We start from the raw sequence: 25,090 nt of genomic DNA, 5'->3' as shown, positions 1-25,090 counted from the left end.
AGTATTCTACTTATTTCGTATTTACGCTTGTCGACTGTTGAGGAGCAACCTTTACATCCTGGTCATAAACCTTAAGTGTAATTTCACTTTGAGCATGTGAAATAATAGTTACTTCCTTGTTGTTAACAACTACTTCCATATCATTACCCATAAAGGAAATGCGGAACGAATACTCTTGCCACTGCTGTGGAATAATTGGGTTTAAAAAGAGCTGTCCATCATGTACGCGCTTACCTCCGAAACCTTCAACGATCGACATCCAGGTACCAGCCATACTGGTGATATGCAGACCTTCATGTGCTTCATGGTTGTAGTCATCAATGTCAAGGCGCGAAGTGCGTAAGTACATTTCATAAGCTTTGTCATAATCGCCTATTTTTGCAGCCAAAACAGAGTGCACACAAGGTGATAACGACGACTCATGAACTGTACGTGGTTCGTAAAATTCGAAGTTGCGCTTGATCGTTTCAAGGTCAAACTCTTCTTCAAAAACATAAATCCCCTGTAATGTATCAGCTTGTTTGATGTAGCAGCTTCGTAAAATACGATCCCATGACCAGTATTGGTTAATAGGACGTTCTGCCGGATCCAGGTCCTTAACAAGCGTCTGCTCTTTGTCCATGAAGCCATCTTGTTGCATAAATACCTGCAACTTTTCATTGTAAGGGAAGTGCATGTTTTCGATGATCGCATTCCAACGCTTCACTTCTTCATCGTAGTTAAACGATGTTTTAGCGATAATAGCATCGTAACGTGCAGCATCCATAGCCTTGACCTTAGCTAAAGCTTCAATGGTATATTTAAGACACCAAACGGCCATTTTGTTGGTATACCAGTTGTTGTTGATGTTGTTTTCGTACTCGTTTGGTCCGGTTACACCTAACATCACAAACTTTTGGCGTTCTTCAGAGAATGTGACACGCTGGCTCCAGAAACGTGAAATGCCCATTAACACTTCCAGCCCATACTCGGCTAAATAAGCCTCATCATTGGTATGGCGGATATAGTTATGGATGGCAAAAGCAATAGCACCGTTACGGTGAATTTCTTCAAAGGTGATCTCCCATTCATTATGGCATTCTTCACCATTCATGGTTACCATCGGGTAAAGGGCAGCACCATTCTTAAAGCCAAGTTTTTCAGCGTTTTTAATAGCATTCTCAAGATGCTTGTAACGGTAAACCAAAAGGTTACGTGTTACATCTGAAGGTGCAGTTGCAATAAAGAACGGTACACAGTACGCTTCAGTATCCCAGTAGGTAGTACCACCATATTTTTCACCGGTAAATCCTTTTGGCCCTACGTTTAACCGTTCGTCTTCGCCTGTATAAGTCTGGTTCAGGTGGAAGATGTTAAAACGAATGCCTTGCTGTGCGGCAACATCGCCCTTGATTTTAATATCACTTAAAATCCACTTATCCGCCCACTTCTGAATATGATCTTTTAATAAAGCATCAAATCCTTTATTGAAACCTGCAGTCGTTACTTTTTTAGTGGCTTCAAGCAACTCGTCATTTGAGTAGTTAAGCGAACAGGTAACACCTGCGATCTTTTCGATCGTAAAGCATTCTTCTTCTTTAACCGTTCGTTCGATACGGTTGGCCACCCAGCTTTCTTTCTTAAGAACTTCAGGTGTAATATTTAGTTTTGACTCTCCGATGCTGGCGGCGATTTTCATTCCGAAGCCGGCACGGAAGCCCAATTTCTTAGTTTCAGTCACAAGGTATGCTTCACCTGCATGAGCCTCCATGTCAATGATGTTCCAGAACTTTTCATCGTAGTTCGAGTCTTCATTTTCAACATCACCATCCAGGTAGGCGGTGAAAGCAATTTTACCATCAAAGTTAAGTGGCGTTACCGAATAGCGGATAGCTCCGTTTTCAGTGTCAGCCATGCTTAAGAAGCGCTTCACTGTTACTGCGATCTTTTTACCATCATCCATGATAGCTGTGAACTCGCGCAACAGATACCCTTCTTTCATATTCAGGGTACGCTTAAAGTTTTCTGTTTTGCATGTATATAAGTCTAAATAATGACCATCAACCTGCACATCAATGCCAATCCAGTTTGGACTGTTTAATACTTTTGCAAAATACTCAGGGTAACCGTTTTTCCACCAGCCTACACGTGTTTTGTCCGGGTAATAGATACCTGCAACATAACTTCCCTGTAAAGATGGTCCTGAGTATGTTTCTTCAAAATTGGCTCTTTGACCCATTTTACCATTACCCAGGCTGAAAATACTTTCAGAAGATTGATGGTTATCAGGGTTGAAGCCCTCCTCTATAATGCACCACTCATCGTGTTTTAAATACTCCTTCATTGTAATTGGTTTAAGATTTTCAATTGGTGGCATCGCCACTTCTCATCAAAAACGCGACTATTTAGTTTAGTTCCATTAGTTTTTCATAGTTCATCTGGTGTAAACCATCAACAACTATGTTTGCTTTCCCCAGTACATCTGGCGAGCCTATTCCCACGCAACGCATGTTTCCTGCCAATGCGGCTTCAACACCGGCTTCGGCATCTTCGAATACCACACATTCGTCAGGGTTAACACCCAATGCTTCCGCTCCTTTCAGAAATACTTCAGGATCAGGTTTTGCTTCTGTTACTTTTGTACCATCAATAATGGCTTCAAACAGGTCGGTAAGTTGTAAACGATCCAGAATAGTCATGGCATTTTTACTGGCTGAACCTAAGGCGATCTTAATACCTTGAGCTTTTAGTTCTTTAAGAAATGCTTCAGCACCAGGCAGGATTTCATCCGGTTGCATTTTTAATATGAACGTTCTGTAATTCTCGTTTTTCTTTTCGGCTAACCGAAGTTTTTCTTCATCGCTCAATGTAACACCTCCTATTTCAAGAAGTATATTCAATGAAGTCATCCGGCTAACGCCTTTTAAACGTTCATTATCTTCTTCGGTAAACTCAAAGCCAAGCTCTGCGGCCAGTTCCCTCCATGCTATATAATGATACTTGGCAGTATCAACTATAACACCATCTAAATCAAATAAGCAAGCTTTAATTTGTCCCATAACAATTTTTAAATAGTCTGTTCCTCAGTTTTTGTATTAACAAAAAATACGGATATGGCTCCAACTACCATTAATGCACCAGCCAGTACCATAATATAAATGCCGTTACCATTGAATACTTGCTTAAGTATAGGGCCACCAAATACGCCACTTAATATCTGAGGTATTACAACAGTAAGGTTAAAGAGTCCCATATAGACTCCGATTCGTTTTGCCGGAATGGCACCTGAAAGAATCATGTAAGGCATAGCCAATATACCAGCCCAGGCAATACCGATTCCCATCATTGATATAACCAGTAGGTTCTTGTCTTCAAACAGGTACATTGATAATAATCCAAGTCCGCCGGCTAATAATGACAAGGCGTAAACAGTTTTTCGACTGGTTAGGCTGATCAGCTTAGGTAGTACAATGGAGAACAAAGCTGCTGTTAAGCTGTAAATAGCAAAACACAGGTTGACCCAATCACCCGCATCATTAAAAATCGCGCGCTCTGCATCGCTGGCAGTTTCTGCATTAAAATCAATGGCTACACCGTAGTAGTGTTGCGATATAGCCGTAGTGGCATATACCCATAACAAGAAAAATGGAAACCAGGAAAATAATTGAACTACTGACAACTGTTTCATCGTTGACGGCATGTTCATTAATAAGGTAAAAAAGCCTTCTTTGCGTTCTTTGTCCTCCTGGGTGATGTTTTTATATGCCTCAAACTCTTCAGGAGGATATTCTTTTGTTTTGATAACCGTTACAAGAACACTAAGAAGTAAAAGTGAACCACCAATATAAAAAGACCAGATTACCGAAGGTGCTACTTTACCGGCTTCAGGATTGTTTTCAATCCCTGTCATTGCCAGAATAAAAGGTAAAGCTGAGCCAATTACCGCACCGGCATTGATCAGGAAGCTCTGAACAGAATATCCCAGGTTACGCTGCTCTTCAGGAGTCATGTCGGCAACAAGGGCTCTAAAAGGCTGAAAGGTCACATTGAACGATCCATCCATTAGTGCCAGCATGGCAACACCAAAAAATAAGACGCCTGCGCCACCGGCTTTCATAATCAACGGTGCATTAGGCATAAAAAACATGGCGATCATTGAAACAATTGCCCCACCTAATATATAAGGTGAGCGTCTCCCTAATCGAGTCCATGTTTTATCACTGGCTGCACCAACAACAGGCTGTACAACCAAACCCATGATTGGAGCAACCAACCAAAAGAATGATAAGTTATGCGGGTCTGCACCTAAACTGGTAAGAATACGACTGGCATTAGCATTTTGTAATGCGAAGCCAAATTGTACTCCTAAAAAGCCAAAGCTTAAATTCCATATTTGCCAAAACGATAATCTTGGTAATTTTTTCATCTGTTGATAGTTTTTCACATTTTGTCAGATGTAACTCCCAATGGCTTTAACAATTAAATGCTGAACAATTAAATTGGTAAAATCCATGTTCGTTTCATATTACGCTGTTTGTTAAAAAAAGAATCTCAAATGTACGAAGCATTACAATACAATTGTAATGTGCACAAAATCATATTCTAAACTTAATAGTGGAAAATATTACACCTATGCTCTGCCAGTGGTTTCTGACAGCAGTAAAAAGGTATTAACAGGTAAGTCTCTTTTCAATTATATCCACTACAAACTTAAGATAAAAATAACAAAGGTGTCAACTGAAAAAGTTGCGGTGATTGCTTCTATTAATGTTTAAATCAGTGCTTTTACCTATTGCAAACGTTTGCGGAAATGGTATTGCGAAAGTGCGAAAAAGTGAAAATTGTTCTCGCATCGCTTCCGCAATCGTTTTCGGTGGGCTGTTGATCTGTTAGCTGAAATTTCCCGGGAACAGCGTCTGGTACTTGTAGATGGGCGGTACCTGGCATGGTCACTGACATGTAGCATTTAAGAGGTCAGCTTACAAATCGAAGCTCAATGGCTGATCGGTTTCGACGCTAGCTGCTTTGAAAGTTTTAACAAAATGCATTCAAAGACAAGTTAAAGACATAATAAATGCAGACTAAAGACGGAGTAAAGTCGATATGAGTCGAATTTAATATGAGTTTAGTCTGAGTTTAGTCTGAGTTTAATCGGTTTATAATACGATGGTGAAAGCCCACCCTGATATGCAACTTTCTACTAAACGCAGAGTTTGATGCTGCCAGGCAATTGAAATTATAGCTCGATACCAACGCGAAGACAAGGTATAAGTCGCTATTTTAGCACATACTACATATATGTAGCTACAATATATATATGGTAAACAGCAGTATTAAAAGTTAAATGGTTTATTGACGAGGTACTTATAGTATTTACCTGGCGTCGTGCCCTAACTGAGATGAAGTGCGTTCAACTAATTCAGGTGTAAAGATCTTTGTTTCGAACTCTTCTTCCTCAACTGAGCCTTCGATATGACCAATCAGTAATCGCATGGCTGCCTGACCAATATCATAGCCTTTTTGTTCAACGGTAGTAAGGGGAGGGTAGGCGATGTTTGCATTGGGACCATCACCAAAACCAGCCACGGCTATATCTTTAGGTATGGAATACCCGTTTCGCTGAAGTATTTGCATGGAAGCGATGGCTGTACTGTCGTTAACGGCAAATATGCCATCAATTTCAGGTGCAAGACGGATGATGTCATCTGCCTTGGCAAAAACAGATTCGCGCGTATCGCATTTAATAATATATCGGTCATCGCAAAGCATTTTGTGCTCCTTTAAAGCACTGGTATATCCTTCTTTCCGATTTTTACCTATTAATAAGTGTTGCGGTGCAGCCAGGTGCATAATCTTTTTACAGCCTTTATTTATTAAGTGCCTGGTTGCAATACGGGCACCTTCAAAGTCATCGGCAATAACACGGTCAGAACTGATCTGTTCGCATATGCGATCAAAAAATACAACAGGTACACCATTCTCTTTAAGATTTTCAAAGTGGGTAAACTCATGGGTATTCTTGCTCATTGATACCAGAATACCATCGACGCGGTTGTCAACAAGAGCTTGCAGGTCAATAACTTCACGCTGATAGTTTTCGTTGGTCTGACAAATAATGGCATTGTAACCACGGCCATAGGCAACATCTTCAATGCCACTTATTACAGTAGAAAAAAAGTGGTGCACTATTTCAGGTATGACAATACCAATGGTGTTGGTTTTACTGCTTCGTAAACTTAAGGCCAAAGCGTTAGGTCGGTAATTTACCTTCTCCGCAAAGGTTTGTACTAACTGTTTGGTTTTCGGACTGATATCAGGATGGTCTTTCAACGCGCGGGATACAGTTGAAGGTGAGATGCCAAGTATTCTGGCTATATCTTTAATGGTAATAGGTTGTGACTTCATGCCTATGTTTATGGAATAGTTAACTGCTGATAAAAATTAAAGATAATAAAAACGGTCAATTACACTAAAAATATCGTTTCAGATGCCCTTTTAAATTTTAACAAAAAAAATAAAAACATGTTTTTTAGCATGCTTTTTTTTCGCAAACGACACCGCAATCGACACCGCAAACGTTTGCAGTAAATTTTCTGCAAATGAATGTATTGGAGTGTTAAAATGTGTTTACAATTTGATTTTAATTCTCTATGTTTGTATCGTTCTTAGTGGTCAATTAAACATTGTTTTAAAGGTATTAACAGAATCACTTCTCAATTTATCCACAAAAAATCCTTTAAAACGGATAACGGATGTTTAGTTAATGTAGTAACCACGTCTGTGAAAAAAATAAACGGTGGTGAATACTATCCCGACGTGTCGGGAATCTAACATGATATATTAATAATGTTTTATCAATACACGAAACGTGAGTTTCATCCCGTAATTGCGGGACAAGTTGTGGCGATTGAAAATGAATTTAATCACATGAAAATCTAGTTTTATGAAAAGACAGTCAAATCTTTTTAAGTTACTGTTTATTGTTGTTGCCCTCTTTAGCTTTTCAGCTATGTATGCGCAGCAATTAACAGTGTCAGGTTCAGTAACTGATGCCGCTGACGGAATGCCGTTGCCAGGCGTAACAGTTGCAGTGAAAGGTACCACACAAGGTACAATTACTACACCTGATGGAAAGTACACCTTAAACGTAGAAAATGGGCAAACATTGGTTTTCTCATTTATTGGTTATAAAGCACAAGAGGTTGTAGCAACGAATACAACTATTAACGTCGCATTGGAAGAAGATGTGATCGGAATGGAAGAAGTAGTGGTTATCGGTTATGGTACCGTTAAAAAGGAAGATGCTACAGGTTCTGTTACCGCTATTTCAACTAAAGATTTTAATAAAGGGGCAATTACCTCGCCACAGGAATTACTTGTTGGTCGTACTCCTGGTGTTCAAATTACCAGTGCAGGTGGTGAGCCTGGAGCAGGAGCTACTATTCGTATTCGTGGTGGATCTTCTCTTTCTGCCAGCAATGATCCTTTAATTGTTATTGATGGTGTACCTGTAGATAATAGTATTGCAGGTATGAGAAACCCACTGACTACTGTTAATCCTAATGATATTGAGACATTTACTGTATTGAAAGATGCGTCGGCAACTGCTATTTATGGTTCACGAGCCTCTAACGGTGTAATCATTATAACTACAAAAACAGGTCGTGAGGGTGCACCATTGAGAATTTCTTATGCAGGTAATATGTCAGTATCTACAAAATCAAATAGTATTGATGTTTATGGAGCTGATAAATATGCCAACTTAATTCGCTCGTACTATGGAGAAAACAGTGATGCCGCCAATGCTTTAGGATTTAATGGTGAATTATACAATACTGATTGGCAGGATCTTATTTACACTACAGCTGTAAGTCAGGACCATAATATTGGTTTTACTGGTACTGCTGGTGGTTTTCCATTCCGTGCTTCAGTAGGTTTTACTGATCAGAACGGTATTTTAGATGGTGACAACATGAAGCGTTTCACCGGATCGGTTGGTTTTAACCCTTCATTCTTTGACAAGCATTTAAAAGTTAATCTTAATGCGAAAGGAATGTTGTTAGATAATACTTTTGCAAACAAAGGTGCTATCGGTACAGCAGTATATTTCGACCCAACAAAACCAGTTCGTGTTGATGATCCTGCTTATGACCAGTTTGGTGGTTATTATACATGGTTAGCTAATGATGGAACGCGCATGACATTGGCTCCATCCAACCCAATTGCACTGTTGGAGCAGCAATCAGATGAGAACACTGTCAACCGTTTTATTGGTAATGCACAGTTTGACTATAAATTTCATTTCCTTCCTGAGTTAAGAGCTAACCTGAATGTGGGTATTGATTATGCAGATACAAATGGAGAAGTGAATACAGATAACACTGCAGCATGGACTCAAACTACATTTGATGATATGCCTGTCAGTGGTTTTTACAGAGACTACAATGAAGAAAAAACCAACAAGCTGTTAGATTTCTATCTTGAGTATGCCAGAACAGTTGGTGATCATGATATAAAAGCAATGGGTGGTTATTCATGGCAACATTTCCATACTGAAGGTTATACGCATGAAATGAACTTCTTTGAAGATGGAACTCCGAATATCACAAAAGACAAAACCAAAGATGGTCGTTATGCTTCTGAGTATTATTTAGTTTCATTCTTCGGACGATTAAACTATACATTTAAAGACAAATATTTATTTACTGCGACAGTAAGGAATGATGGTTCTTCTCGTTTCCATGAAGATCAGCGTTGGGGATTATTCCCATCATTGGCATTCGCCTGGAAAATGAAACAAGAAGGTTTCTTACAGGATGTTGATGCTTTAAGTGAGCTTAAGTTACGTTTAGGCTATGGTGTTACAGGTCAGCAGGACATTGGTTCTAACTATCCTTACATGCCTCGTTATACTATTGGTGATGAGCGTTCACAGTATTTATTCGGTAATCAGTACTACACGACATTACGTCCAGAGGGATATGATGCTGAGATCAAATGGGAAGAGACAACAACCTATAATATTGGTATAGATTATGGTTTCTTGAATGGACGTGTTTATGGTACTATGGATTTTTACCATAGAAAGACAGAAGATCTGTTAAACTTTATTCCTGTTCCTGCAGGTACTAACTTAACCAATGGTATTTTCACAAATGTTGGTTCATTGGAAAATACAGGTTTCGAATTCGCCGTTAATGTTAAACCAATTTCTAAACCTGACTTCTTATGGGATCTTGGTTTTAACCTTACAATGAACAATAACGAAATTACCAAGTTAAATAATAACGAGGATCCTAACTATAAGGGAGTTGAAACCGGTGGTATTGCCGGTGGTACAGGTAACACAGTTCAGCGTCACGCTGTAGGACAACCTGTTTCATCTTTCTTTGTATACGAACAAGTATATGATGACAATGGAAAGCCAATTGAAGGATTATACGTTGATAGAAATAACGATGGTGTAATTGATATTGATGATCGCTATTATTACGAAGATCCAGCTGCAAAAGTGTTCATGGGTATTAACTCTCGTGTTGAGTATAAAGACTGGGATTTCAGTTTTGCAGGACGTATTAACTTAGGCAACTATGTTTACAACAACGTTAACTCAGAACGCGCCCGTTATAACAATTTGTTCGTTAACCCTGGATTCCTGAATAATTCAAATACAGAGTTGAGCTTCAGTCAATTTACAGAAGCACAATATTATTCAGATTATCACGTGAAAAATGCTTCATTCTTTAGAATGGATAACATCTCACTGGGTTACACATTCAAAAACTTAATTAAAGACAACACTACTTTACGTGTGTCATGCACAGCTCAGAATGTGTTTGTAATTACCGATTACGATGGATTAGATCCTGAAGTGTCAGGAGGTATTGATTATGATCTTTATCCTCGTCCACGAACATTTATGATTGGTGCTAATTTTAACTTTTAAAAATTGTTGGAGATGAAAAGATATATCAAATTCAATATACTTGCATTTCTTATTGCAACATTAGGAATGGTGTCTTGTACGGGAGACCTGGATACTCTTCCAATTGACCCGAATGAATCAACACCAGATATTATTTACGCTGATAAGGCAGCTTATAAGCAAGTGTTGGCAAAGTGTTATGCAGGTTTGGCTGTTAGTGGACAGCAAGGGCCAGCAGGTAAACCAGATATTTCTGGTATTGATGAAGGGTTCTCAACATATCTGCGTCAATATTTCAAGGCTCAGGAATTATCTACTGATGAAGCCGAATGTTGTTGGGCAGATGCCGGTTTAAGTGATTATCATGATCAAAACTGGACTTCTTCAAACCCATTTATCACAGCCATGTACAACCGTATATTCTACCAGATTACTCTGGTTAACGAATTTCTACGTGAGGCGACTGATGCTAAACTGGATGCAAGAGGTCAAAGCGATATTAAAGCGGAAGTAGCTGAATACAGAGCAGAGGCAAGATTCTTAAGAGCCTTAAGTTATTTACATGCATTAGATATGTATGGTAACGTACCTTTCGTAACTGATGAGCATGTTGTTGGCGGAACCTTCCCTCAGCAAATCATGCGTGCAGATTTATTCAACTATGTTGAGACTGAACTTCTGGAATCTGTAAATGACTTAAAAGAACCACAATCGAACGAATATGGTCGTGTGGATAAAGCTGCTGCATGGATGCTTTTAGCCCGTTTATACTTAAATGCTGAAGTATATACTGGCACAGCACGTTATACCGATGCTGCAACTTATGCTTTGAAAACAATTGAAGAGGGAGGTTATGACTTATCTCCTGAATATGCTCATTTATTTATGGCCGATAATGATCAGTCAGCTGCAGCTGGTGAGATCATTTTCCCTGTAACATTTGATGGTCAGAGAACTCAGACCTGGGGTGGTATGACATACCTGATAGCTGCCGGTATTGGTGGTGATATGCCTAAAGATGAATTTGGAACGAATCAGGGTTGGGGTGGTAACAGAACCACATCTGCATTCGTTGATAAATTTTCTGATATTTCGGGTGATACAGATTCAAGGGCAATGTTCTTTACAACAAATCAAACTATCGATATCGTTGATCGTACCAGATTCCAGGATGGATATGCTATCTCAAAGTGGAAAAACCTTTCTTCTGACGGAATGGCTGGTTCAAACGGTGATTTCATGGATACTGATTTCCCTATGATTCGTTTAGCAGAAGCTCACCTTATTTATGCAGAGTGTGCTGTAAGAGGTAATGGTGATCGCGGAATTGCTTTAGGTTATATTAACGATCTTCGTTTCAGAGCCTATGGAGATAACTCAGGAGACATAACTGATGCAGAAATGACTGTTGATTTTATTTTAGATGAAAGAGCTCGTGAATTGTATTGGGAAGGACACCGTAGAACTGACTTGATCAGATTTGGACAGTTTACCGATGGTACATACTTATGGCCTTGGAAAGGTGGCGTTGCTGATGGTAAGCAAACAGAAAGTTTCAGAGACTTATTCCCATTACCTGCAGCTGATGTAGGTGCCAATACGAATTTAAAACAGAATGAGGGTTACAACTAAAACTGAAATTACAATGAAGTATTTAAATATATTCTTAGCATTAATATTTGCTGCTGGATTCTTTACGTCATGTGAAGACGATATGGATCCTAAAGTACCGGGAGATGCAGTAAGCCCAGTCCTTGAAGCACCTGCCTCGGGAGAAACTTATGTTCTTCAAAAAGTTGATGAAGAAAATCTATTAACGTCAATTGTATTTTCAGAAGCTGATTTTAAACTTGATGTTGTAACAGAATATGCTGTTGAAGTAGATGATGCTGATGGCAATTTTGAATTCAGAAGAGTTGTAGCCACCGGTTCCACTTCACCAATTGACTTAAAAGTCGGAACTTTCAATAAGTCATTATTGAACCTTGGATATGAAGGTGGTGAAGCTCATGACATTCAGTTGAGAGTTGTTGCTGGAAATCACCTGGCATCTGATCCTATTACAATGAATGTTACCACTTATTTCGACGCTGAGCCTTGGAGTGTTATTGGTAGCGCTGTTGGTGGTTGGGATACAGCTAACGATCAGTTTATGTCTTATGACAAAGCTAACGATGTGTATCGTATTACCTTAGACATGGTTCCTGGTGATTTCAAATTCCGCGCGCCAAAGAAAGATGACGGCGGAGATCCATGGAAGTATAATTTAGGTTTAGATGGTGGAAGTATTATCATTGATAATGGTGAAAATATCGTTCTTAAAGATGGTGGTGATAACGTTAAGTGTTCTGGTGGTAATTATACAATTACATTAGATGTAACTAATAGTAAGTTTACCATTGTTCAAAACTCAGCTGGTGAATTCACTGACTGGACAGATGTTGTTCTTGATGCTGTTGGTACAGGTGTAAGTATCGATAACCCTGAGGCTACTGCAGATGGAAGCTCGTGGAACTGGGGTAATGTGTTGTTGCCAGATAACGAAGGTAAACCTTCAGCTGATGGTTCTACATACACATGGACATGGACTGGTATTGTTCTTGAAGCGAATGAAGGATTTAAGCTAAGAACTCAGAATGGAGAAGCTTCTCCTGTTAATGGTATGAGTTTTGATGTTGGTTTCTCTGCTGTTGATACTGAAAATAGTAGTGATAAAGTAGCTGATAAAGATGGTAACTTATCTGTAACAGAAAAGGGAGAGTATATTATTACAATAGCTATTGATGCAGCTTCAGGAGATGCGAAGAAAGTAACAATTACAGAATATGTTAAGTATCCAACCGCTTTATACATGACCGGTGCTTCTTTAAATGCAGTTGGTGATGGTGGCTGGAACTGGGATACTAATGTAGCAGAATTTGTACCTGTTCATTCGCACCCTAATATGTTTTGGGCTGTTGTTTGGTTAGATCCAACAGTGCAGGATGCGGGTGTGAAAATTGCTCCGGAAAAAGCATGGGGTAACGATTTTGGTGTGACTGGTGATGCAGTAGACGGAGTATGGAGCAAAGGAGGTGACAATATTGTTGTACCTTCGGCTGGTTATTATACTGTTGTTGTTGACTACGATACTGATAAGATTGAAGCTAATCCAGCCAAAATATATGGTATTGGTGACTGTTTCGGTAGTTGGGATTCATCAAATGAAAGTAACTTGTTTACCATTGATGCAGAGAATAAAGTTATTAAGTACGATGGTACTGTTGCTGCAGCAGAATTAAGAATGCACGTAGGTGCAACAACCTTAACTGCTGATTGGTGGCAGGCTGAGTTTATGATTCTGGATGGTAATATTGCATTTAGAGGAACAGGTGATGATCAGGATAGAGTTGCATTGACAGCTGGCAACGCTGTTATTACTCTTGATTTTATTAATGGTACCGGTACAATTACTCAATAGTAATCTGTAAAGAAACACATATTAAAAGCCGCCCATTGTGGCGGCTTTTTTTTAAATAAATAACAATGACCAATTACTACAAAAAGGTTTTAGAACGAATAGGGAGTACATTAGTTGCCCTGCTATTGATTGGGGCGGTTAATGCTCAGGTGGTTACTTCAGATCCGGCTATTCCGGTTGAGTCCAATAGTGTTACCATTACCTTTTATGCTGATCGTGGAACCGGCGGACTTGCGGGTTACACAGGTGATGTATACGCCCACACCGGTGTCATCACCGATAAAAGTTCAGGCAGCGGTGACTGGAAGTATGCACCAACATGGGGAGACAATGCAGAAAAATACAAGTTGACACGTACGTCAACCGATGTTTATACGCTTGAAATTACACCCGATATTCGCCAGTATTATGGTGTGGCTGAAGGTGAAGTTGTTAAACAGTTAGCCTTTGTATTTCGTAGCTCTGACAATTCGAAAGAAGGAAAAGATACCGGGGGAAAAGATATTTTTGTAGACGTATCTGATGAAGTCTTGAGTGTTTCTATCGAGTCGCCGGTTAATAACACCATATTCAATAGTGGAGACAACGTTGAAGTAAAAGCAAATGCATTAATGCACGATAAGTTGGAGCTTTTTATTAACGATGCTTTGGTGGAATCAACTGCTAACCCGGCTATCACTTATCAACTGACCAACGTTACACTGGATGAATATATCATTAAGGCTGTTGCTACGTCGGGAAGTGAAACAGAAGAGGTTTCAAGAAAAATATTTGTTAAAGGAGATGTTGTTACAGAACCGATGCCCGAAGGCATGAGAAGGGGTGTTAATGTGATTGATGAATCAACAGCAACAGTTGTTTTGTTTGCACCAAACAAGGAATATATTTACCTGGTAGGTGATTTTAATGATTGGGCTCCGTCCAATGCAGCCATGATGAAAAAGGACGGCGATTACTTTTGGCTCAGCCTAACAGACTTAAATAGTACCGAAGAATACGCTTACCAGTTTTGGATCGATGGAGATATTAAGGTTGCAGACCCGTATGCCACAAAAATTCTTGACCCATGGAATGACCAATATATTCCTGAGAGTATTTATCCGAACTTAAAAGAATACCCTGAAGGTCAGGATGAAATAGTTAGTGTATTCACAACAGCCGATCAGTCATTTGACTGGGAAGTCAATAATTTCGTGGTACCTGAACCAGAGAAATTGGTTGTGTATGAAGTGCTGATTCGTGACTTTACCGACGAGCAGGATATCAAGACTGTGACAGATACCTTGTCTTATCTGAAGCGATTAGGCGTCAATGCCATTGAGCTTATGCCTTTTAATGAGTTTGAAGGTAATGATAGCTGGGGTTACAATCCATCATTCTATTTTGCTGCCGATAAAGCCTATGGAACTGTAGAGGATTATAAAACTTTTATTGATGAGTGTCACAAGGAAGGCATTGCTGTTATAATGGACATGGTACTTAACCATTCCTATGGGCAATCACCTTTTGCACGCATGTATTTGGGTGAGGATGGAAAACCATTCAATAATCCCTGGTACAACACTGATTCAAATATTGAAAATCCGGGTTTAAGCTGGGGTTACGATTTTAACCATGAGAGTTTGGAAACGCAGGCTTTGGTTGATAGTGTTTGTTCATACTGGATGAGTGAATATAAAGTCGATGGATTCCGTTTCGATTTCACCAAAGGATTTTCAAATACACCATATCCGATCGGAGGTGATGAGTGGGCCAATGGGCCGGATCCTGATCGTATCAGGATTTTAAAGCGTATGGCTGACGAGATTTGGAAGCGCAAAAACGATGCAGTTGTAATGTTTGAGCATCTGGCTGATAATGCTGAAGAGAAGGAGTTAGCTAATCATGGTATCTTAATGTGGGGAAATGCAAACCATAACTACAATGAAGCAACCATGGGGTATAATGATAACAATAAATCCGACTTATCATGGACCTCATATAAGAATCGCGGTTGGAATGAACCACACATTGTTAACTACATGGAAAGCCATGATGAAGAACGCCTGATGTATAAAAATTTGTTGTATGGTAATTCAGAAGACGATTATGATGTAACAGAACTAGAAACAGCACTACGACGTTGCGAAGCTGCAGCCGTCTTCTTTATTCCTGTTCCTGGTCCTAAAATGATATGGCAGTTTGGTGAATTGGGCTTTGACCTGAGCATTAATCGTTGTACCGATGGTACTGTTAGTGACGATTGTCGTTTGGCTCAGAAACCGCCAAAATGGGAGTATATGAATAATGAAGATCGTATGCGCTTGTTTTCGGTTTATCAGCTGTTGAATGAAATGAAGACAAATGAAGACGTTTTTGTCACTAAAGATTTTAATATGGATGTTAGCGGTGCCATGAAGCGTATTGAGCTAAATATGAGCGGTACTGATGTTCGTATTATCGGTAATTTTGGTGTTACTAAAGCATCAATCAAACCAAACTTTAGTACAACCGGCAAATGGTATAATATTTTTGCCAAAGACAGTATGCAGGTAAGCGATATGAATATGGAAGTATTGTTGCAACCTGGCGAGTATGTCATGTACAGTCAAAAGAAGTTAAGCGGTTTTGATACGCATACTTCTGCTGAAGGTGGACTGGAAGAGACCCAGCTGCGTATTTCACCTAATCCGTTTGAGGCAGATGTAACAATTTCTTTTGAAGGCTCAACAGGGAGATATGAGTTGTATAATATTTCTGGTATGAAGGTTAAAGCCGGACAGCTCTATCAGCAACAATCAACACTTAATTGGGGAGATTTACCAGCAGGACATTATATTCTGCGAATACATGTTGACAATGAGATACTGGTCAGGAAATTGATAAAACGCTAATGATACAGGCCTTAAGGTTTTTAAAATCTTAAGGCCATTTTTTGTACATCACCTCACTTCTCACAATTCATCTTTGGTATTTACTTCCCTTCAGCTTTAAATAGAGTTCTGATTGTGTAGATAAAGATCCTGAAGTCTAATCGTAGTGAATACTTACGCATATAGAATAGTTCAAGCTTAAGACGCTGAAGCATTTCAGTCTTATTCTCGGCATATCCGTATAATACTTGTCCCAAAGAAGTAATGCCCGGTTTTACTTTAAGTAATTCAATAAATGCGGGCTCATTTTTAACGATCTGTTCAATGTAAAACTGTCGTTCAGGACGAGGGCCAATAACCGACATATCACCTTTGAGCACATTAATAAACTGTGGGAATTCATCAATACGCCATTTCCTTAACAGGCGACCAAAGGGAGTAACTCTTACATCATTAGCCGAAGAGAGTGCAGGACCATTTTTCTCAGCATCTATATACATGGTCCTGAATTTCAGGATATGAAACTTTTTGCCATTTTTTCCTATGCGCTCTTGCTTATAAATGGCTGGTCCTTCTGATTCGTTTTTAATTTTCCAGTAAATCAACGGAATAAAAGGGGTGATGCAAGTGACACCAACCAAAGAAATGAAAATATCACTACTTCGCTTGATCAAAATTTTTGTTTTTGACCATACGGGTATTTTTACAATTGGAGAGCCATTTCGTTCCTTAATAGCCTGCTCTAACTGCTGTTCGTATATATATGTATACCCGGGTGCTAATTGCATTAGTGAATCCCTATCTTTAAACATATCCCAATTTCATCTTCTAACATCCCAAACGAAAATGATGACAGATTATTACGTCATTCAAATGATATTTACATGTATTGTGTCGTAAGGGTTTCATTTATAGCTCAAAAAAGGCTTGAAAAAATATAACGCTGGTGAATTAATATTGATAGAGATTTGTTTTTAACGAGCTTCTAATTCGAATAAAAAGTTATTTTTGCGGCATGCAGCAAAAAGACTCATTCAGACATAAAGGATTGCGGAATCGCCTGGTTCAGGAATTGATGCAGAAGAGGATTGTAGACAGGCATGTTCTTGAAGCAATAGGTAAGGTGCCTCGTCATTTGTTTTTAGAGAGCAGCTTTATAAATTTTGCATACCAGGATAAAGCTTTCCCCATTGGTGCCGGTCAAACCATTTCACAACCATACACCGTGGCTTTGCAATCGCAACTTTTAGAGGTTGAACCAGGTGAGAAAGTTCTTGAAGTTGGAACTGGTTCAGGTTATCAGGCTGCCGTTTTGATTGAAATGGGTGTGAAGTTGTTTTCAATTGAGCGTCAGTCTGAACTTTATCAACGTTCTACGCGTTTGTTGAGAGAATTAGGTTATCAAGGTCGCTTTTTCTTAGGTGATGGATATGAGGGACTGGAAGCTCAGGCTCCCTTTGATAAGATCATTGTAACGGCAGGTGCGCCCTTTATACCGCGTAAGCTTTTAACACAAATAAAGATCGGTGGTATAATGGTAATACCTTTAGGCGATAAAAAACAGGTGTTGACTCGCATTACCCGACTTGATGATGATGAGTTCGAGCAGGAACAGATTGAAGAATGTGCCTTTGTACCTATGTTAAACGGAATCGTTTAGGGTGTTTGATAGACGATGTACGATTTACTAATCTGGAATTTTATTTATACAGCATGTTATAATTAATGAACTAATTTCAACTTTATGCATATTAAATTTCTTAAAAATATCATCACATCTAAACATCCCAACCTCTATACATCTATCATCCAAAAATTATAAGTTCAATGAATATCGATATTTTACCAATTAATCCATGGCAGGAGAATACTTATATTCTTTCTGACGAAACAAAAGAGTGTGTTATAATTGATCCTGGCTGTTTGGCTCCCGAGGAACGAGAGTCTGTTGCGAGATTTATTGAAGATAAAGGTTACAAGCCGGTGCGTCTTTTGCAAACACACATGCACCTTGATCATGTTTTCGGAAGCAAATTTATTGCCGAAAAGTACAATCTTAAACTGGAGGCCCATAAAGATGATGAGTTTTGGGGAGAGCAAACAGTAGAATATGCTGCTAACTTTGGTATGGAGCTTGATTCTAATCCGCCTGCTATTGGCAATTATCTTAATGAGGGAGGCACTATAAATTTTGGTAACTCAGAATTGGAAGTAATACATGTACCAGGGCACTCGCCGGGTGGAATTGTTTTTTACTGCAAAGAGGATAAAATTGCCATTGTTGGTGATGTGTTATTCCGGGAAAGCATAGGCAGGGCCGATTTACCGGGTGGTGATTTTGAAACCTTAGTGTCAAATATTAAGTCTAAACTGTTGGTTTTAGATGATGATGTAAAGGTATATCCGGGACACGGACCTGAATCTACCATTGGGCATGAGCGAACAAATAATCCGTTTTTAACTTAGATATAAAACTCTTTCTCAATTGAGAAAGAGTTTTTTGTTTGATAATTATTTTCTAATAACCAAGCAAATATCATTTTCTTTTTCAGATTTTATTAATCAATTTGAAGTCATAAAAGAACTCAAAAAATTATTAGATAACGTAAACATAAAAGCATATGGGAACCGATAAGTTTGTCTCTCGCCATATTGGTCCAAGGGATCATGAGATAGACACTATGCTAAAGAAAGTTGGTGCATCAAGTCTAGAGGATTTGATTGACCAGACAGTGCCTTCATCTATACGTCTTGAAAGACCTTTGAATATTGGAAAAGGTTTAACTGAGCGTCAGTATTTCAGAAAGATCCACGATATTGCTCAGCAAAACAAGGTATTTAATACCTATATCGGTATGGGTTATTATGATGTAATTACTCCAGCGGTAATTACCCGTAATGTGCTTGAAAACCCGGTTTGGTATACTTCATATACGCCATACCAGGCTGAAATTTCTCAGGGACGTTTAGAGGCTTTATTAAACTTCCAGACTGTTGTAACAGAAATGACAGGTATGGAAATGGCCAATGCATCGTTGTTAGATGAAGCAACAGCTGCTGCAGAAGCAATGATCATGATGTATAATGCACGTAGTCGCAAGCAGGCTAAAGCCGGTGTTAATGTTATGTTTGCCGATGAAAATATGTGGCCTCAAACCAAAGAGGTACTGATCACCCGAGCCAAACCACTTGGTATTGAGCTGCAGTTTGGTGATATCCATTCGTTCGAGTGCAATGATACAGTATTCGGTGTGATGGTTCAGTATCCTAATTCAAATGGTACTGCTGAGAGCTATAAGGCACTGACTGAAAAATTACATGAGAATGATTGTCGCATTGCAGTTGCCGCCGACATTATGGCATTGGCTTTATTAACTCCTCCGGGAGAGTGGGGTGCTGATATCGTGTTTGGTACAACTCAGCGATTTGGTATTCCAATGGGTTATGGTGGTCCTCATGCCGCCTTTTTCGCTTGTAAAGAGGCTTTAAAACGTCAGTTGCCAGGTCGTATAATAGGTATTACAAAAGATGTCAATGGGAAGCGTGCTTTACGCATGGCTCTTCAGACACGTGAACAGCATATTAAGCGCGAGCGCGCTACTTCAAATATTTGTACGGCACAGGCTTTATTGGCAACAATGGCTGGTTTTTATGCAGTATACCACGGTGAAGATGGTATTAAGCGCATTGCCGAACGTATTCACTCGATTGCCTATCAAATTACACGCGAAGTTGAAAAATTAGGGTATAAACAGTTAAATGCTGATTACTTTGATACAATTCGTTTTGCCATTCCTGAAGGTGTAAAGGTAGAAGATATTGAGCGTTTCAGTATTGATCTGGAAATGAATTTCCGCTACTTCGAAAACGGTGATGTTGGTATCAGTATTGATGAAACGACTAACCTGTTTGACTTAAACTGGATTGTTGAAGTCTTTGCCAAGGCTGCAGGTAAAGATGTACCTGTAATAGGTGACTTTAGTGAAGAATTAAATATTAAGAAGGAAATAGCACGTACAAGCTCTTTCTTAACTCAGGATATCTTTAAGAAATACCGTTCTGAGTCTGAAATGGTACGTTACATCAAGAAGCTGGAGCGTCGTGATATTTCATTAACGCATTCAATGATTTCATTGGGTTCTTGTACAATGAAATTGAATGCTTCTACAGAGATGTTCCCATTAAGCTGGATCGAGTTTAACGGTTTACACCCATTTATTCCAACTAATCAGGCTTTGGGTTACCATATGATGATGGATGAGTTACGTGGTGACTTATCTGAAATAACAGGTTTTGCTGATGTAAGCTTGCAGCCTAACTCAGGTGCTGCAGGTGAGTATGCCGGTTTAATGGTTATTCAGGCTTATCACGAGAATCGTGGTGAGGGACATCGTAACATCTCAATTATTCCTGCATCAGCTCACGGAACTAACCCTGCATCAGCTGTTATGGCCGGAATGAAAGTGGTAGTGGTCAAGTGTGATGACAATGGTAACATTGATGTTGAAGACTTACGAGCTAAAGCTGAAGAGCACAAAGATAACCTGTCTAACCTTATGGTGACTTATCCTTCTACTCACGGAGTATTTGAAGAGTCGATCATTGAGGTATGTCAGATTATTCACGATAACGGAGGTCAGGTTTATATGGATGGTGCAAATATGAATGCTCAGGTTGGCCTAACCAGTCCTGGACATATTGGTGCCGACGTATGTCACTTAAACCTTCATAAAACATTTGCTATTCCTCACGGTGGTGGTGGTCCGGGTGTTGGTCCTATTGGAGTTGCCAAGCATCTTGTTGAGTTTCTTCCTAAGCACTCGGTTGTTGATAACGGTCGTACAGGAATTACCGCTGTTTCAGCTGCTCCATGGGGTAGTGCAAGCGTTCTTCCAATTACGTATGGTTACATCAAAATGTTAGGTGGTGAAGGCTTAACGCAATCAACCAAAATGGCTATTTTGAACGCCAACTACATGGCAACGGAACTGAAAGATGACTATGGTATCCTTTATACTGGTAAAAATGGTCGTGTGGCACATGAAATGATTTTGGAATGTCGTCACTTTAAAGCTGACTCGGGCATTACCGAAACAGATATCGCGAAGCGTTTGATGGATTATGGTTTTCATGCTCCAACCTTATCATTCCCTGTGTATGGAACTTTAATGGTAGAGCCAACTGAAAGTGAATCACTGCAGGAGTTGGATCGTTTTATTGCTGCCATGAAGTCTATCTACGCTGAGATTAAAGAGGTGGAGAACGGTACTGCTGATAAAGAGGATAATGTGTTGAAAAATGCACCACACCCATCTTACAAGGTAGTTGCAGATGAATGGAACCACTCTTACGGACGTGAAAAAGCAGCATATCCATTGCCATTTATTCGCGAGAATAAGTTCTGGATTGATGTGGCCCGTGTGGATGATGCCTATGGTGATCGTAACCTGGTTTGTGCCTGCGAACCAATTGAAAGCTATATGGAAGACTAAGGCTTATACTACTATAGCTTAAGATATAAAGCCTGGCAGTAATGTTTACTGTCAGGCTTTTTTCTATTTATGGAAACTTTTGATCGCTCATAGCGTACCATTAGCCGTTATAATCTAAATAAAGGATGATGAGAAAAACTTATTTACTTCTTTTACTATTGCTGCCATTGTCATTAATGGCTCAGGACATGCCTGTTGTGGCAAGTGCTAACCAATCATTTGATAATATTACCAATGTTAAAGTAATTGGTGAATTTTCCAAAGTAACAGTTAGTTCGGGCAATAAACTGCACGTCAATGCTGAGTTAAAAGCAGCAAAAGAGTTAGAAGGGTATGCTGTTAACTGCACCGAAGAAGCAGGTATTTTGAAAATAGAGGTAAAGAAGCCTGAAAGTGGCTGGACCTCACACGCCGGATTTGTCGACCTGACACTGCCTGAGGGGATGCAATTAAAGGTTGAAACAACTTCGGGATACATAACCCTTAAGGGATTGAATGGGGCTGAAATAGTGGCTCAATCAAAGTCTGGTAAGATACTGGCAACAGATATTACTGCTAAGCTCAGTCTTCAGTCCAGATCGGCTTCTATTAAAGCTGAAAATATTAAAGGGCAGTTGAGTACTAAAAGTAAGGGAGGAGCTCATGTTGTTCGAAATATTGAGGGTGCTACTTCACTGTACTCAAGTAGCGGTGAAATGATCATCGAGAACATCAATGGATCCCTGAAAACTGAATCGACTGACGGAGCACAGACAATAAAAGAGGTGAATGGAGATATCTATCTTAAAACCAAATCGGGAGCAATGAAACTATCAGACTCCAAAGGGACGATTGGCTCGTTGTCAGTTTCAGGTACCTTAAACCTTTTTAATTGCGAAGGTGTATTTAACCTTGTTGCTACGAAAGGTTCAATTATCGGAAGCCGTGTTAAACTAAGTGAATCATCTTCGTTTAATACAACTGAAGGGAAGATCAAGATGAGATTTCAGAATCCGAAAGAACAATTTACCTTTGCCTGCCAGTCAGAGCACGCTTATATTGTAGCCTATGGCAAATCGAAAAAGAAAAAGCTAAAGATGGGTGATGGGCCAATTGTTGTAACTGCCATAAGCACCACCGGGGCCATGAATTTTAATAAGTAACAATAGGATTAATGACATTAAAGAGCCTCGCATGACGCGGGGCTTTTTTGTTTCTATAATCAGTGAAGCTGTTGCAGACCTTATTTAAGGATGTCATCCGTACTTACACCATGTAAATAATAGATTACATCATGTTGAGATATGACATCTCAACCATTTCTCACCAATTAAATTTCACTTTCAATGATCTCAGTAAACACTTCCTTTATATCCAGTCCTGCGGCTTCAATTTGCTGTGGTATAAAGCTGGTAACTGTCATTCCGGGAGTTGTGTTTACTTCGAGCAGGAATATCTTATTGTCACTGATAATATAATCAATGCGCACAATACCCTTGCAGGCCAGGATATCGTATATAAGTGAAGATATTGATTGAATGCGGTCGCGAACAGCATCTTCAATACGGGCAGGTGTTATTTCTTCGACTTTGCTGGCAGTATATTTGGCTTCAAAATCAAAGAATTCATTTTTACTCACCACTTCGGTAACCGGAAAAACGCTTTGCTTATTTTGGGTTTTATATAAGCCGCAGGTAACTTCGGTGCCTGCAACAAATTGCTCAATAATCACTTCGTTACTTTCGGTAAAGGCTTTTTCAATGGCTGGTGTTAATTGTCCGGCTTCCTGCACCTTGGTAATACCAAAGCTTGATCCTCCTGCATTGGGTTTTACAAAACAAGGTAAGCCCAATTGATCAACTATATCCTCTGCATTAAAGCTGTTTCCTTTTCTTACCAAAACTGAATCGGCCACAGCCACACCAAAACCTTTCAGGTAGGTGTTGCAGGTAAACTTATTGAAGCTGATTGAGGCTGCCTGTACATCGCAGGTGCTGTGAGGAATGTCAAGCATGTTAAAATACCCCTGCAGCAAACCATCTTCACCAGGAGTACCATGTATGGTTATATAGGCGAAGTCAATTGTTATTTTTTGATCATTAAGCGTAAACGAAAAATCATTTTTATCAATCGGAAATTCTTGCTCATCAATAACAGCACACCATTTCTCTTTAGTAATTAAAATGGGGTAGCGATTATATCTATTTTCATCGATGAAGGTCATAACACCTTCTTTGCTTTTTTCAGATACAATTATTTCTGATGAATAACCTCCGTAAATAATGCCAATGTTTTTCATAGTTCAGTTAATGTCAGGTTCAATTTTAGTCATTTTCGCGTCCTGCAATATAGCCGCGCCATTTTTCAATGGCCTCCATCATGTCATTGGGAATATCAGTGTTGAAATCAATGTACTCTTTTGTTGTTGGATGTACAAAACCTAATGTTTTGGCATGTAAAGCCTGGCGTGGCAATATCTTGAAGCAGTTTTGAACAAATTGCTTGTATTTTGTAAAAGTGGTTCCTTTTAAGATTTGGTGCCCTCCATAGCGCTCATCATTAAAAAGCGGATGGCCAAGGTACTTCATATGCGCTCTGATCTGGTGTGTGCGACCCGTCTCAAGTCTGCATTCAACCAATGATACATAGCCTAGTCGCTCCAATACTTTATAATGAGTCACAGCATGCTTACCTCTGTCTCCTTCAGGGAAAACAGCCATTTGTTTACGGTCCTGAAGACTACGGCCAATGTTACCGGTTATGGTGCCTTCATCTTCTTTGGGTTGTCCCCAAACCAGGGCCACATAGGTACGTGTTGATGTTTTTTCAAAAAACTGACGTGCCAGAAAGTTCTTAGCCTGCTCTGTTTTTGCAACTACCAGCAAGCCCGATGTATCCTTGTCAATACGGTGCACCAAACCAGGGCGAGGATCTTCAGAGTTGAATAGTTCCACATCTTTTAAGTGCCAGGCCAGGGCATTGACCATGGTGTCGGTGTAGTTGCCATGACCAGGGTGTACTACCATTCCCGGTTTCTTATTGATGATGATCAGGTCATCATCTTCATAAGGGATATCAAGAGGAATGTCCTGGGCAATTATTTTTAATTCGCGACGTGGAAATGACATCACAATGGTGATGACTTCGTTGGGCTTTATTTTATAGTTTGATTTAACCGGCACATCGTTAACCCTGATGTTACCGGCAGCAGCAGCATCCTGTATTTTATTGCGTGATGCATTGTCAACCCGGTTAACCAGGAATTTGTCAATTCGCAGGGGCTTTTGACCCGGGTCAGTTACAAACCGGTAATGCTCATACAATTCATTACTTTCTTCTAATTCATCAAATTCTTCTTCCTGTATGTGCTCAGCCATTTTTTTTATTATTTACCTTTTTGTCA

The 25,090-nt window shown here is 39.5% G+C and carries 15 protein-coding genes; 8 read left to right on the top strand and 7 right to left on the bottom strand.

Going from position 1 to position 25,090, the window contains the following annotated elements; genetic code table 11:
• Window positions 1-10 precede the first annotated feature (10 nt).
• The 4 genes from ACRD69_RS01025 to ACRD69_RS01010 all read right to left on the bottom strand — a co-directional run bounded on the left by ACRD69_RS01025 (window position 11) and on the right by ACRD69_RS01010 (window position 6,384).
• A complete protein-coding gene (locus tag ACRD69_RS01025; RefSeq protein ID WP_430813193.1) occupies window positions 11-2,323 on the bottom strand; it encodes a family 65 glycosyl hydrolase domain-containing protein in 2,313 nt (770 codons plus the stop codon).
• Between the two features lie 61 nt (window positions 2,324-2,384).
• Complete coding sequence (gene pgmB, locus ACRD69_RS01020) at window positions 2,385-3,038, bottom strand: beta-phosphoglucomutase (RefSeq protein WP_430813192.1); 654 nt, start codon at window positions 3,036-3,038, stop codon at window positions 2,385-2,387.
• An 8-nt stretch (window positions 3,039-3,046) separates the two neighbouring features.
• Entirely contained in the window at window positions 3,047-4,405 is a 1,359-nt protein-coding gene (locus tag ACRD69_RS01015; RefSeq protein ID WP_430813191.1) for an MFS transporter, read from the bottom strand.
• A gap of 947 nt (window positions 4,406-5,352) precedes the next feature.
• Window positions 5,353-6,384, bottom strand: a complete 1,032-nt coding sequence (locus ACRD69_RS01010) for a LacI family DNA-binding transcriptional regulator (protein WP_430813190.1) — start codon at window positions 6,382-6,384, stop codon at window positions 5,353-5,355.
• Window positions 6,385-6,922: 538 nt separating this feature from the next.
• On the opposite strand from ACRD69_RS01010, the gene ACRD69_RS01005 reads away from it, so the two are divergent.
• The 4 genes from ACRD69_RS01005 to ACRD69_RS00990 all read left to right on the top strand — a co-directional run bounded on the left by ACRD69_RS01005 (window position 6,923) and on the right by ACRD69_RS00990 (window position 16,237).
• Complete coding sequence (locus tag ACRD69_RS01005; protein WP_430813189.1) at window positions 6,923-9,925, top strand: SusC/RagA family TonB-linked outer membrane protein; 3,003 nt, start codon at window positions 6,923-6,925, stop codon at window positions 9,923-9,925.
• A 12-nt stretch (window positions 9,926-9,937) separates the two neighbouring features.
• Window positions 9,938-11,536 carry a RagB/SusD family nutrient uptake outer membrane protein gene (locus ACRD69_RS01000; protein WP_430813188.1) on the top strand — a complete coding sequence of 533 codons (1,599 nt, stop codon included), beginning with the start codon at window positions 9,938-9,940 and terminating at the stop codon, window positions 11,534-11,536.
• Window positions 11,537-11,549: 13 nt separating this feature from the next.
• Window positions 11,550-13,364, top strand: coding sequence for a SusF/SusE family carbohydrate-binding protein (locus ACRD69_RS00995; protein WP_430813187.1), 1,815 nt, complete (start codon window positions 11,550-11,552; stop codon window positions 13,362-13,364).
• A gap of 65 nt (window positions 13,365-13,429) precedes the next feature.
• On the top strand, window positions 13,430-16,237 hold the full coding sequence (locus ACRD69_RS00990; protein ID WP_430813186.1) for an alpha-amylase family glycosyl hydrolase: 2,808 nt from the start codon (window positions 13,430-13,432) through the stop codon (window positions 16,235-16,237).
• Window positions 16,238-16,317: 80 nt separating this feature from the next.
• On the opposite strand, the gene ACRD69_RS00985 is transcribed toward ACRD69_RS00990, so the two are convergent.
• Window positions 16,318-17,028, bottom strand: coding sequence for a sugar transferase (locus tag ACRD69_RS00985; protein ID WP_430813185.1), 711 nt, complete (start codon window positions 17,026-17,028; stop codon window positions 16,318-16,320).
• A gap of 203 nt (window positions 17,029-17,231) precedes the next feature.
• Here ACRD69_RS00985 and ACRD69_RS00980 point away from each other — a divergent pair, with 203 nt between their 5' ends.
• The 4 genes from ACRD69_RS00980 (at window position 17,232) to ACRD69_RS00965 (ending at window position 22,850) form a co-directional block, all read left to right on the top strand.
• Window positions 17,232-17,876, top strand: coding sequence for a protein-L-isoaspartate(D-aspartate) O-methyltransferase (locus tag ACRD69_RS00980; RefSeq protein ID WP_430813184.1), 645 nt, complete (start codon window positions 17,232-17,234; stop codon window positions 17,874-17,876).
• Between the two features lie 167 nt (window positions 17,877-18,043).
• Complete coding sequence (locus ACRD69_RS00975; protein WP_430813183.1) at window positions 18,044-18,682, top strand: MBL fold metallo-hydrolase; 639 nt, start codon at window positions 18,044-18,046, stop codon at window positions 18,680-18,682.
• Window positions 18,683-18,837: 155 nt separating this feature from the next.
• Complete coding sequence (gcvP, locus tag ACRD69_RS00970; protein ID WP_430813182.1) at window positions 18,838-21,708, top strand: aminomethyl-transferring glycine dehydrogenase; 2,871 nt, start codon at window positions 18,838-18,840, stop codon at window positions 21,706-21,708.
• Between the two features lie 128 nt (window positions 21,709-21,836).
• Window positions 21,837-22,850, top strand: coding sequence for a DUF4097 family beta strand repeat-containing protein (locus ACRD69_RS00965; protein WP_430813181.1), 1,014 nt, complete (start codon window positions 21,837-21,839; stop codon window positions 22,848-22,850).
• Window positions 22,851-23,017: 167 nt separating this feature from the next.
• On the opposite strand, the gene ACRD69_RS00960 is transcribed toward ACRD69_RS00965, so the two are convergent.
• Window positions 23,018-23,986 carry a D-alanine--D-alanine ligase gene (locus ACRD69_RS00960; RefSeq protein WP_430813180.1) on the bottom strand — a complete coding sequence of 323 codons (969 nt, stop codon included), beginning with the start codon at window positions 23,984-23,986 and terminating at the stop codon, window positions 23,018-23,020.
• A 25-nt stretch (window positions 23,987-24,011) separates the two neighbouring features.
• A complete protein-coding gene (locus tag ACRD69_RS00955) occupies window positions 24,012-25,064 on the bottom strand; it encodes an RluA family pseudouridine synthase (RefSeq protein ID WP_430813179.1) in 1,053 nt (350 codons plus the stop codon).
• Between the last annotated feature and the right edge of the window lie 26 nt (window positions 25,065-25,090).

Source organism: Carboxylicivirga agarovorans (assembly GCF_050589845.1).
GTDB lineage: Bacteria > Bacteroidota > Bacteroidia > Bacteroidales > Marinilabiliaceae > Carboxylicivirga > Carboxylicivirga agarovorans.
The sequence above is the reverse complement of the archived record's forward strand: the minus strand, read 5'-3'. Positions and strand labels throughout refer to the sequence as shown.

What these genes read in the sequence shown, in the direction of transcription:
- ACRD69_RS01025 (WP_430813193.1), bottom strand. Translation starts at nt 2,323, where the DNA reads ATGAAGGAGTATTTAAAACACGATGAGTGGTGCATTATAGAGGAGGGC.
- pgmB (WP_430813192.1), bottom strand. Translation starts at nt 3,038, where the DNA reads ATGGGACAAATTAAAGCTTGCTTATTTGATTTAGATGGTGTTATAGTT.
- ACRD69_RS01015 (WP_430813191.1), bottom strand. Translation starts at nt 4,405, where the DNA reads ATGAAAAAATTACCAAGATTATCGTTTTGGCAAATATGGAATTTAAGC.
- ACRD69_RS01010 (WP_430813190.1), bottom strand. Translation starts at nt 6,384, where the DNA reads ATGAAGTCACAACCTATTACCATTAAAGATATAGCCAGAATACTTGGC.
- ACRD69_RS01005 (WP_430813189.1), top strand. Translation starts at nt 6,923, where the DNA reads ATGAAAAGACAGTCAAATCTTTTTAAGTTACTGTTTATTGTTGTTGCC.
- ACRD69_RS01000 (WP_430813188.1), top strand. Translation starts at nt 9,938, where the DNA reads ATGAAAAGATATATCAAATTCAATATACTTGCATTTCTTATTGCAACA.
- ACRD69_RS00995 (WP_430813187.1), top strand. Translation starts at nt 11,550, where the DNA reads ATGAAGTATTTAAATATATTCTTAGCATTAATATTTGCTGCTGGATTC.
- ACRD69_RS00990 (WP_430813186.1), top strand. Translation starts at nt 13,430, where the DNA reads ATGACCAATTACTACAAAAAGGTTTTAGAACGAATAGGGAGTACATTA.
- ACRD69_RS00985 (WP_430813185.1), bottom strand. Translation starts at nt 17,028, where the DNA reads ATGTTTAAAGATAGGGATTCACTAATGCAATTAGCACCCGGGTATACA.
- ACRD69_RS00980 (WP_430813184.1), top strand. Translation starts at nt 17,232, where the DNA reads ATGCAGCAAAAAGACTCATTCAGACATAAAGGATTGCGGAATCGCCTG.
- ACRD69_RS00975 (WP_430813183.1), top strand. Translation starts at nt 18,044, where the DNA reads ATGAATATCGATATTTTACCAATTAATCCATGGCAGGAGAATACTTAT.
- gcvP (WP_430813182.1), top strand. Translation starts at nt 18,838, where the DNA reads ATGGGAACCGATAAGTTTGTCTCTCGCCATATTGGTCCAAGGGATCAT.
- ACRD69_RS00965 (WP_430813181.1), top strand. Translation starts at nt 21,837, where the DNA reads ATGAGAAAAACTTATTTACTTCTTTTACTATTGCTGCCATTGTCATTA.
- ACRD69_RS00960 (WP_430813180.1), bottom strand. Translation starts at nt 23,986, where the DNA reads ATGAAAAACATTGGCATTATTTACGGAGGTTATTCATCAGAAATAATT.
- ACRD69_RS00955 (WP_430813179.1), bottom strand. Translation starts at nt 25,064, where the DNA reads ATGGCTGAGCACATACAGGAAGAAGAATTTGATGAATTAGAAGAAAGT.